Below are 10,775 nucleotides of genomic sequence, written 5' to 3'. Positions count from 1 at the left end.
TCGCGTCAAAGCTCCTGGCCCTCGCGGCAGGAATCTGGCACAACTGGAAAACCAACGCACCCCGCAAACGCTCCCTCACCGCCTACGACCACTGAAATGATTAGGACTTAATCATCTAGTCGTAACTTCGTGGACCCCTGTGTGGACGGACATGGAACACGGGGGCCTTTGAGTTGGGTCTGAACACCTACGCCCCATGAGGCCCGGCTCATCGCGCGGTTGCTCAGAGGCGTGTACTGCGTACGCACAATGGGAAATCATCCTCTTGCCGCCCAGCGCGGTGACGGTGAGACTCTCTAAAGGGCCGCGACGATGGCATGACCGGAGCCAGGGATGGTGTCGGGCGGGAAGATAAGCCGGGCGGAACGCTAACCATGTGGATGGCGGTTTTTATGGAGAACTCTGAACTTCTGCCCTCGTTCACAATAGTCACGCTTAGCGGGAAGAACTCAGTCTGGAGTCAGCGGCCTATACCCAGCGACGAGAATGCCACCCAGGGAGCACGGGATCGGTCATCTCCGCGTTGACGGGGAACAGCCGGTCACTGGCAGTAAAGACCACGTAGGAGTAGGCAGGGGGCGGCACGCACAGTGCTGCCTTCAGGATCTCACTGTGGGTTTTCGCGACGATAAGCACACTGCCCTCTCCCGTCACCGAGATCAACTGGGCAACTTCGGTACCTTCTGGCGTACTTGGTTTATTTCCTCAATTGGCCAGGATAAGAACCTTGCGCATGATCACCGCGTCGACACCGTCGCGGTAGTACCGCGCCCGGCGATGGATGGCGTCGAAGCCGTGTCGCTCGTAAAGGCCACGTGCGCGGGGATTGTCGGCACGAACTTCCAACAAAAGGTCAGTGGCGCTGCGCTCGATCGCCGTATCGATCATCAAGCGCAAGAGATGCGTGCCGATCCCCCGGCCCTCATACTCCGGGGCCACGGCAATGGTCTGCACATCGGCCAGCGGCAGGACGCACATCAGTCCGCAATAGGCAACGATCTTCCCTGCATCCTGCACCACCCAATAATGCCGGGTTTCTGTCTGCTCCAGCTCGCCGACAAACATATCCTGCGGCCAGGCGTCGGTCGGGAAAAGTGCCTTTTCCATTTCCCAGACCTCTGCCACATCCTCCATGATCATGGCTCTGGTCTCCAGGCCCGCGGGAGGAGGAAATGCGTCGTGCGCGTTCACAGCAGCTTTCCCTTCATGACAGCGGGGACCTTGGCATCGGACTCGCGCAGGTAGAGCGGTTCGGTCCCCAACAGCGGTTCGCCGGCGGCCAGGGCGCGGACGGCACGGGTTCCCAGTGACACCGCTCCGGGGTGGGCGTGCTCGAATCCGGGGACGGCATCCGCTCCCACGGTTGTCAGGCGATCGGCATAAAGTCCTCCGCCGGCCCCATAGACAGGACCAGCAGGAAGTTCCTCGGCTACGGTCACGTGCGGTCCTTCAAGCAGAACCCCGGTCTTGTCGTAGCGCGCCCAGTAGAGTTCCTTGCGCCGCGCATCGATGGCAACGGTGAAGTTGTCTGTCGGCTCATTTACCACTGCGTCCAGGGCAATGGCGTCCAGGCTCATCACCCCGTGGACCGGGATTCCCCATACGAAGCCCAGGGTGCGGGCGGTGGCCAGCCCCACACGCAGCCCTGTGAAGGGGCCTGGTCCAACACCGACGGCGATGGCCTCCGGTGTCCGATCGCCAGTCTGCTCGAGCAAGGACTCAATGGCGGGGGCCAATACCTCGGAGTGGTCGTTGCCCACGTTCGAGGTGAAGGAGCCCAACACCTTTACCGTGTTGCCCTCTGATTCCAGCAAGGCTGCGGAGGCGTTCGCCGAAGTGTCAATGGCCAATAGAAGCATGTGTGCAATTCCCCTGTTGTTCTAGCGTTCGAAGTCGGTGAGTAGCGCGGCAAGTCCGGGATCGTTCTCCCAGCGCGGGCCAAAGGCCGCGATCCGGATGGTGCGCGGCTCGTCATCTTCGCCCTCGTTGAAGTCGAAGACCAAGTCCTCATGGATTTCAGCCGATCCCGGGCGCAACAGCACTATTTCAAGCCTGGAGTCGCTGAGTTGTTCCACCTTGCCTGCACCCCACTCCACCACCGTGACGGATTGGCCCATGCTTGCCTCCAGATCCAAGTCATCTAGTTCGGCAGCATTGTCCAGCCGATAGGCATCAACATGCACCAGATCCGGGCCATGGCCCAATGCAGGGTGGATGCGGGAAATCACGAAGGTGGGCGAGATGATTCCCTCGCGCACCCCCAGTCCCAGACCTAATCCTTGGGTGAAGGTGGTCTTACCTGCACCGAGCTCGCCGGTGAGGATCACCAGATCCCCGGCGCGCATGATCTCTCCGAGCCGATGCGCGAAGTCGCGGGTCTCGGCAATATTGCCTATCTCGAGCTCGGCCGCAATCGATGCCTCATTCACCGGATTCTCCCCAAGTGCCTTCCACCAACCGGCGCGGAACGCGGGGTGAGATACGGGTGACGATTTCGTAGTTGATGGTCCCGGCTGCGTCTGCCCAATCGGTCGCACTCGGGCCCCCCTCGCCAAAGAGAATGACCTCGGAACCCAGGATTTCGGCAACGTCGATATTCGGGCCCAGGTCCACCACGAATTGGTCCATGGCAATGGTCCCCCGCACCAGATACGTCCTCCCGTTGATGCTCACCGGTGCGTTGGAGGCAGAACGCGGAATGCCATCTGCGTATCCCATGGGAACCAGGCCCAGATAGGTTTCCCTGTCCGTGTGGTACCGCAATCCGTAACCGACGCCCTGCCCAGCCGGCACCTTCTTCACGTTCGCGATCCGGCTGACCAAGGTCATTGCCGGGCGCAGCCCGTACCGTGCCGGTTCTTCGCCGGCGAAGGGGCTGAGCCCGTACAGGCCCAGTCCAAGCCTGACCATGTCGTAATGCGCGTCGGGACGCGTCAGGATTGCCGGGGTGTTGGCAATGTGCCGGACCTCAAGGTCAAACCCGGCGTCCTCGGCTAGGGCCACCGCCTGGTTGAAGGCTTCCAACTGCTCGTCGGTTTCCGGGCGTTCGGGTTCGTCGGCCACCGCCAGGTGGGAGAAGACACCCACCACGCGCATCAGGCCTTCATCCTGGAAGCTGGCGGCCCGCCCCAACAGCTGTTCCCATAGATCGGGTGTGCAGCCGTTGCGGCCAAGGCCGGTATCGATTTTGAGGTGCACGCGTGCGGGCTGCGCGGCAGCCTGTGCCGCCCGGGCCACATGTTCCAATTCCCAACCGGATACAGCCAAGTCAATATTTGCCGCGATGGCTGCCTCGAAGGGGGTCCCTTCGGTATGCAACCACGCCATCAACTGAACTTCCAGCCCCGCCTCGCGCAATTTGAGAGCCTCGGTGACATGAGCGCATCCCAGCCATGTGGCTCCGGCCTGCACCGCCGCGCGTCCCACGGGCACCGCGCCGTGTCCGTAGCCGTCGGCCTTGACGACTGCCATGACCTCGGCAGGCGCCACGAGCTCGGCGACTCGCTTGACGTTTTCACGGATGTTGGCCAGATCGATGATGGCCCGCCGTTCCCAAGTGGACGTCGTTGTCTCATCCTGGGCGTGGGTCGGCTTTTCGGTCTGTTCGGTTGATTGTGCACTCACCCATCCATCATCCCACTTTCCCCTTGGCGCCCGCTCAAGGCCACGCCACCAACGCCACCTACGCCACCACTCCTGCCGTACTGTGGCGGAAACGGCGAAGCACCGGTGGCCTGATCATGGGATCGGGTCACCGGTGCTTCGTGATGGGCGGACCGAAAGGGTCCGCAGTGGATTTACAGGGTCCGGTTGGTGCGGAGCTCGTCGCGGATCTCGGCCAGCAGCGCAAGCTGCGGATCGAGCTCTTCGGCGGGTTCTTCAACGCCAAGGCGAGCCTGGCGCCGTTCCTCGAGGTGCTTCATCGGCACCACGACGAAGAAGTAAATGGCTGCAGCAATGAGGATGAAGTTCACCAGAACGGTCAGGAACGCACCGATCTTGATGGCCACACCGGCACCGAGCGTGATAACCAGGAAGTTATCGAAGTTCGGCGATCCGACCAATGCTGCGATCAATGGCATGAGAATGAACTCAACCAATGCTGTGACTACGGCGCCAAAAGCAGCACCGATGACAACGGCTACGGCAAGGTCAACGACATTGCCCTTCATGATAAATTCTTTGAATCCCTTGAGCATGTGCCCAGCTTTACACATAATCACGGTGGTCAAAAGGCACGACGCGGAAACTTTTTGGGAAATTCTCGATACGTTCACCCAAAGAATTTAGGTATCAGATCTTGCGAAGCAGCATCCTGCGGATCGAATGGTCCGCCGATTTGCTCAACACCAGCTGTGCGCGGCCACGCGTGGGAATGACGTTTTCCCTGAGGTTCGGCTCGTTGATCCGTTTCCAGATTCCGTGCGCGGTTTCCCTGGCTTCCTCGTCGCTCAACGATGCGTAGCGGTGGAAGTAGGAAGCAGGGTCCGAGAACGCACCGGAGCGCAGCTTCATGAACCGGCGGATGTACCACTCCTCGATATCGGATGTTCTCGCGTCAACGTAAACGGAGAAATCAAAAAAATCGCTCAGTGCCAGGCCGGCGGTGCCGTCCGTGCGTGCCCGGGCGGGCTGCAACACGTTCAGCCCCTCCACGATCAGCACTTGGGGAGAGCGCACCACGACTTCCTTGCCGGGCACGATGTCATAGGTAAGGTGCGAGTACCAGGGCGCGCGCACTTCCGGTGCGCCGGACTTCACTTCGGAAACAAATCGCAACAGGCGACGACGGTCATAGGATTCCGGGAAGCCCTTGCGATGCATGATGCCGCGTTTTTCCAAGTCCACGTTTGGATATAGGAAGCCGTCGGTCGTAATCAGCTGCACATCGGGGGTGTCCGGCCAGCGACGCAACAATTCCTGCAAGACTCGGGCGGTCGTGGACTTCCCCACGGCCACGGAACCGGCCACGCCAATGACAAAGGGAGTGCGCCGGGTGCTCTCCCCCAGGAAGGTGTTGGTTGCCTGGTGCAGCGAGGCCGAGCCCTGGACATAGAGGTTGAGAAGGCGAGAGAGCGGAAGATAGACCTCACGCACCTCGGCGAGGTTCAGCTGCTCGCCCAGGCCGCTGAGGCGACGCAGGTCCGCCTCATCCAGTGGTTGCTTGAGTTCGTTGGACAGTCTTGCCCAAGTTTGGCGGTCCAATTCGACGAAGGGTGTAGCACTGTAGTCGACCGTACGCTGTCCATTCACGCCTTGAATTGTGCCAACAATCCCCCCGTATTCCCAAACTTCACCTTTTGGCCATAGTTTGGACGCGTGGGCATGCACACATATTTTTAAGACCAGCCGACAGCGCAAATGAACCGAGGGACCTGCGCGGCACGGTAATCTTTTTTGCATGTGTGGAATCGTTGGATACGTAGGTAATGCTGGACGCGCAGCCGATCACGGGGCGCTCGATGTGATTCTTGAGGGCCTTCGACGCCTGGAGTATCGCGGCTATGACTCGGCCGGACTGGCCGTGGTCACTGACGCGGGCATTGACTCGCGCAAGAAGTCGGGAAAGCTCGTCAACCTCGTGGACTCCCTTGAAGCCGACCCGCTGCCGGCCTCCCTGACAGGAATCGGCCACACCCGCTGGGCGACCCACGGCGGCCCCACTGACGGAAATGCCCACCCCCACCTTGCCGATAACGGCAACCTCGCCATGATCCACAACGGCATCATCGAGAACTTCGCCGAATTGAAGGCCAAGCTTGTCGCCGAAGGCGTCGAGTTCCTTTCCGAGACCGACACCGAGGTCGCAGCCGCGCTGCTGGGTTCGGTCTACCGCGGTGCCGGCGAAGGAAACCTCACCCGTTCGATGGAGCTGACCGCCCGCCAACTCGAGGGTGCATTCACCCTGCTGGCCGTGCACACCGAGCACCCCGGCGTTGTCGTTGCGGCTCGCCGCAACTCGCCCCTGGTCCTGGGCCTGGGCGACGGAGAAAACTTCCTGGGCTCGGACGTTTCGGGTTTCATCGACTTCACCCGCCGCGCGGTGGAACTCGGCCAGGACCAGATCGTCACGATCACCCCCGATTCCCACAGCATCACCGACTTCTCCGGCAACCCGGCCGAAGGCAAGGAATTCCACGTTGACTGGGATGCCGCCAGCGCCGAAAAGGGCGGCTTCGGCTCCTTCATGGAGAAGGAAATCTTCGACCAGCCCGCTGCGGTGGCCGACACCCTGCTGGGCCGCTCGGACGCCTTCGGTCGCCTGACCCTTGATGAACTGCGCATCTCCCCCGAGGAACTGGCTTCCGTCACCAAGATCGTTGTGCTGGCCTGTGGAACCTCCGCCTACGCGGGATCCGTGGCCAAGTACGCCATCGAGAACTGGTGCCGGATCCCGGTCGAGGTCGAGCTGAGCCACGAGTTCCGCTACCGCGACCCGATCGTGAACGAGAACACCCTGGTCGTTTCCATCTCGCAGTCCGGCGAGACCATGGATACGCTCATGGCCGTGCGCTACGCCAAGGAACAGGGCGCCAAGACCCTGGCCATCTGCAACACCAACGGCTCCACCATCCCTCGTGAATCCGATGCAGTGCTGTACACGCACGCCGGACCGGAAATCGCCGTTGCCTCAACCAAGGCCTTCCTCGCGCAGATCACCGCCACCTACCTGCTCGGCCTCTACCTGGCCCAGTTGCGCGGCAACCTGTTCTCCGGACAGATCAAGGACATCCTTGCCGACCTGGGTAAGATCCCCGCCAAGATCCAGGACGTCCTGGACCGCGCGGACGAAATCAAGTCGCTGGCCCGTTCCATGCAGGAGACCGAGTCGGTTCTCTTCCTGGGCCGCCATGTTGGCTACCCGGTAGCCATGGAAGGCGCCCTGAAGCTCAAGGAAATCGCCTACATCCATGCGGAGGGCTTCGCCGCAGGCGAGCTCAAGCACGGCCCGATCGCGTTGATCGAGGAGGGCAAGCCGGTCTTCGTGGTTGTCCCCTCGCCGCGCGGCCGCGATTCGCTGCACTCCAAGGTCGTCTCCAACATCCAGGAAGTGCGCGCCCGCGGCGCCAAGACCCTGGTCATCGCCGAGGAAGGCGACGAGGCGGTTCGCGACTACGCCGAGTTCGTGTTCTACCTTCCGGAGACCCCGGTGCTGCTGATGCCGCTGCTGGCCACCGTGCCGCTGCAGCTCTTCGCCTGCGAATTGGCCTCGGCCAAGGGCCTGGATGTCGACCAGCCGCGCAACCTGGCCAAGTCGGTCACCGTCGAGTAGGTCTTAGACCTACTGAGGTTTCACACACACCATCGGTGCCGGAGCTTCCCTAAGGGGAAATACCGGCACCGATGGTGTTTTAAGCAATGAAAGCTGCCTCAGTCGGATTGGTCGGCGTAGATGCCCTTGAGGAATTCGGCCTGCCCCAGATGCGAGGCGGTTTCGTTGAGGACGCTGATGAGCCTGACCCCCGCCGTGACCGGCGGATTCCAGCGCCTGTCAATAACGGCCGACAGGTCAGACTCACGCAAAGTGGCCAAGATACCTATAGTTTGTTCATGCACGTCCCGGTGGTAACCCAGCAGGTACTCGCCGTCATACATCCCAAAGTCAGCGACCTGGTCACTGCTGTGCCCAAAACCGGTATCCAGCTGGGCATAGGGCAAGTTGAAACGCGACACCCACCCCCGGGAAATCCAGCATTGCTCCGGCGCAGATCCCTCATCCAGTGCCCTGGCCAGGTACGTGAAGTGGTCGTCCTGGATTCGAGTCAGGTGCCAGAGAAGCCAAGCCATCGAATTCGTGTGGCTGCTCGCCCTAAAGCGCAGCATCCGTGGTTCGGCTTCTTCCAGAAGCCGCTCGATGCCTTCTCGAACCCGACCGAAGCCGTCCCGCAACAGCGTCACTGCGGCCGGTTCCACTTCACTTGCGCGATCTTTTGTCGTCATTGCCAGACTCCTTGGTTCCGTCTGCTCCTTGCCCACGGTGCCTTGAAGCCTACGGCTTCCCCCCTCTCCGGAACAGGGGTGCACATTCCATAACCTCGGCGGGGAGCAGTCGCGTGGCATTGACTGGGTGCCCCGCCAGATAAACTCGAAGGCATGATCGTGGGAATTGGTGTTGACGTTGTTGAGGTCTCGCGTTTCAAGGCGCAGCTGGCGCGGACCCCCGCCCTGCGCGAGCGCCTCTTCGTGCCTGCGGAACGCGAGCTGCACGTTCGGTCGCTGGCCGCACGCTTTGCCGCGAAGGAAGCCATTGCCAAAGCACTCGGAGCCCCGGCGGGCATGAACTGGCAGCATTGCTGGATTGAAAAGGACGGCGCGGGCGACCCCTATGTGGTGCTTGATGGTTCCGTCGCCGAGGCAGCCGAACGAAAGGGCGTGGTGCACTGGCACCTGTCCATGAGCCACGACGGCGACCTGGCCACGGCCATGGTGGTTGCCGAACGTTAGCCCGGTCCCCGGCAATTGTCCACACCAACGACATGTTTGCTCGGGCCATTGCGCCACCGCATCGATTCTGCGGCAAATCCCCTCCGGAGTTGGGTATTCTGAACTAATGATCCCCGTCTACGCAGGTACCCACGTTCGAGATGCCGAAGCCAAGCTGCTACGCGATGCCAACGACCTGACATTGATGCGCCGTGCGGCCGACGCGTTGGCCCACCAGGCAGTGGTAATGCTCAAGGAAGATACCGGGCGGCTTTACGGATCGCGCGCCGTGGCGCTGGTCGGACCGGGGAACAATGGCGGAGACGGACTCTTTGCCTTGGCATCACTGGCCAAGCGCGGGGTTCACGCTACTGCGGTGCTCTTGGCCTCCCAGGCCCACCAAGAGGGATTGGCTGCCCTGTCGCGTGCCGGCGGGCGCACGGCCCCCGTGACGGACCTGGACGAACTGCTCGAGGCTTGTGACCTGTTGATCGATGCCGGCTACGGCACCGGCGCACGTCCCGGTCTTCAATTGCCAGCCATCCCCCGGGACATTCCGGTACTGGCCTGCGACTTGCCCAGCGGCGTCGATTCCGACACCGGGGCTGCGGTCGACAGCGTCATCCTGGCGGACCGCACAGTGAGCTTCGGCGCGCTGAAGACGGGGCTCGTGGTTGGCTCTGGCCATCTGGTCTCGGGAAGCATTCGCGTCACGGATCTGGGACTCGGCGCGGCCTTGCCCGAGCCCGAGGCTTGGGTGGTGCAGGGAGATGACCTCGAGCTGTTGCTGGGCCGTGACGGAGACTGGAGGGCCGCCGGGCGCCACAAGTACCAGCGCGGAGTGCTGGGGCTATTGGCCGGCTCCGCGAAGTACCCGGGTGCCGCGGTGCTCACGGCTCGCGCCGCAGTAGCCAGCGGTTTGGGACTGCTGCGCACCCTTGTCCCGGATGCCGTGGCAACCGCCTTGACTACGCAGGTTCCGGAGTCCGTTCCCTTGGCTACCCCCGAACTCACGGCACTGCTTGCACGCAACCGTCGAAACGAACGCGAGGGTGCAGCGCGCATTGGCGCCTGGGCCATCGGCCCGGGGTTGGACGACACCGAAGAAACCCGCAAGCACCTGGCGCAAATATTGGCGGCGAACACGCCCTGCGTCATTGATGCCGGAGCCTTTTCCATGCTGGAACCGGGCGAGCACCACCAGCTGCGCATCCTCACCCCGCATGCCGGGGAACTTCACGCCCTGTTGGCAAAAGCAGGTGTCCGCGTCAGTTCCCGGGACATCGCCGCCGACCCGATCCGCTGGGCCCGCTGGGCCGCTGTTGCCTACGACAGTGTTGTTTTGCTCAAGGGAGCGTCAACTATCTGCACGGCTCCGGACGGCTACACGCTGATCGTGCACGCTTCCACGCCTGACCTTGCGACGGCCGGCAGCGGCGACGTGCTGACCGGAATCCTGGGCACGGTCTTGGCCGCAGCCAACCTCCCGGCCACGCCCACGAACAAGGACGTAGTGGCCCTTGGCCATCGCCTGACGGACCTTGCTGCTGCCGGTGCACTGATCCACGCCCACGCGGGTGCCCTCGCGGCACACGAGGGCACCGTCAGCGCCGTTGACCTCTTGCAGGAACTTCCACGTGCGGGCCGGGACCTGGGGGTTTAGAACAGTTGCATTATCCGATTCTCACTCTTGGCAAATAGGTCCAGATACTAACTACGTGGAATGGGCTACCCTCTAGGTTTATCTGCCAAGTCTGAAAATACACCAACCATGTTCCAGAATTTCCATCCATGGTTCTTCCCGAGTATTTGATTCGTGGCATGATTCGACCGCTCCTCTTCTTTTCTTCTGCATTTCCGCCGATTACATCAGGCGAGTCTGTCAGAGCCCATGGCAGATGAGACTTGCCGCAGGTGCTCGCACTGCATGAGGCCGCGGCGAGCACAGACGTTCAAAGATTTTTCTGCGTGTTGCATGTTGGCTGTCACCGTCTTATGCAGCTTGCAGGGAACCTCGTAGAGGTCATTGCTTTTCACTCCTGATTGCCAGACGAACAATCTTGCAATCAGAAGTGATCGGGCACTACGGGTCAGAGACGGAGATCTCCCGCACATCAGTAGCACGGATGCAAGTGCAGACCTCTGGTCGGCCTAGCCGTCCGGGATCATTCAGCAAGGAGGGCAGCTCTGCTGGCGTCTGTTGACGTCTCGCCTGGAATCTCCACGGTGTTGCGGAATTTTTCAAGTCAAGCGGTACCAAAGTGAGTTAGACGGCCGTTAGGCCGCTGTTTTTTCGATGGTTTCCCTTGGTTGGTTGATCCATGCCGGCCCGGGCAGGGCCAGGATCTTGG

General features: G+C 61.7%; 10 protein-coding genes and 1 pseudogene. 4 read left to right on the top strand and 7 right to left on the bottom strand.

The window, feature by feature from the left end; translation table 11 throughout:
• Positions 1–95 (top strand): annotated as a pseudogene (locus tag OIU93_RS20185) (IS982 family transposase); the annotation flags it as partial.
• A gap of 610 nt (positions 96–705) precedes the next feature.
• On the opposite strand, the gene rimI reads toward OIU93_RS20185, so the two are convergent.
• The 6 genes from rimI to coaA all read right to left on the bottom strand — a co-directional run bounded on the left by rimI (position 706) and on the right by coaA (position 5,253).
• Complete coding sequence (rimI, locus tag OIU93_RS20180; protein WP_264271842.1) at positions 706–1,140, bottom strand: ribosomal protein S18-alanine N-acetyltransferase; 435 nt, start codon at positions 1,138–1,140, stop codon at positions 706–708.
• Positions 1,141–1,187: 47 nt separating this feature from the next.
• On the bottom strand, positions 1,188–1,859 hold the full coding sequence (gene tsaB, locus OIU93_RS20175) for a tRNA (adenosine(37)-N6)-threonylcarbamoyltransferase complex dimerization subunit type 1 TsaB (protein WP_264271841.1): 672 nt from the start codon (positions 1,857–1,859) through the stop codon (positions 1,188–1,190).
• 21 nt (positions 1,860–1,880) lie between these two features.
• The gene (tsaE, locus tag OIU93_RS20170) at positions 1,881–2,429 is read right to left on the bottom strand and encodes a tRNA (adenosine(37)-N6)-threonylcarbamoyltransferase complex ATPase subunit type 1 TsaE (RefSeq protein WP_372342978.1); all 549 of its coding nucleotides are present in this window, start codon (positions 2,427–2,429) and stop codon (positions 1,881–1,883) included.
• Positions 2,422–3,624, bottom strand: coding sequence for an alanine racemase (gene alr, locus OIU93_RS20165; protein ID WP_264271840.1), 1,203 nt, complete (start codon positions 3,622–3,624; stop codon positions 2,422–2,424). The genes tsaE and alr overlap by 8 nt, the downstream gene beginning before the upstream one ends.
• Before the next feature lie 173 nt (positions 3,625–3,797).
• A complete protein-coding gene (gene mscL, locus OIU93_RS20160) occupies positions 3,798–4,199 on the bottom strand; it encodes a large conductance mechanosensitive channel protein MscL (RefSeq protein WP_264271839.1) in 402 nt (133 codons plus the stop codon).
• Between the two features lie 94 nt (positions 4,200–4,293).
• A complete protein-coding gene (coaA, locus tag OIU93_RS20155; protein ID WP_264271838.1) occupies positions 4,294–5,253 on the bottom strand; it encodes a type I pantothenate kinase in 960 nt (319 codons plus the stop codon).
• A 148-nt stretch (positions 5,254–5,401) separates the two neighbouring features.
• On the opposite strand from coaA, the gene glmS reads away from it, so the two are divergent.
• Positions 5,402–7,273, top strand: a complete 1,872-nt coding sequence (gene glmS, locus OIU93_RS20150; protein ID WP_264271837.1) for a glutamine--fructose-6-phosphate transaminase (isomerizing) — start codon at positions 5,402–5,404, stop codon at positions 7,271–7,273.
• 98 nt (positions 7,274–7,371) lie between these two features.
• Here the strand turns inward: glmS and OIU93_RS20145 are convergent, their stop codons facing one another.
• Complete coding sequence (locus OIU93_RS20145; protein ID WP_264271836.1) at positions 7,372–7,941, bottom strand: DinB family protein; 570 nt, start codon at positions 7,939–7,941, stop codon at positions 7,372–7,374.
• A gap of 153 nt (positions 7,942–8,094) precedes the next feature.
• On the opposite strand from OIU93_RS20145, the gene OIU93_RS20140 reads away from it, so the two are divergent.
• Complete coding sequence (locus OIU93_RS20140) at positions 8,095–8,445, top strand: holo-ACP synthase (protein WP_264271835.1); 351 nt, start codon at positions 8,095–8,097, stop codon at positions 8,443–8,445.
• A 106-nt stretch (positions 8,446–8,551) separates the two neighbouring features.
• Positions 8,552–10,087 carry an NAD(P)H-hydrate dehydratase gene (locus tag OIU93_RS20135; protein ID WP_264271834.1) on the top strand — a complete coding sequence of 512 codons (1,536 nt, stop codon included), beginning with the start codon at positions 8,552–8,554 and terminating at the stop codon, positions 10,085–10,087.
• Positions 10,088–10,775: the final 688 nt, after the last annotated feature.

The organism is Paeniglutamicibacter sp. ZC-3, from assembly GCF_025847175.2.
Classification (GTDB): Bacteria; Actinomycetota; Actinomycetes; order Actinomycetales; family Micrococcaceae; genus Paeniglutamicibacter; species Paeniglutamicibacter sulfureus.
Note: the sequence above shows the minus strand (reverse complement) of the source record. Positions and strands in the feature narration are given on the sequence as shown.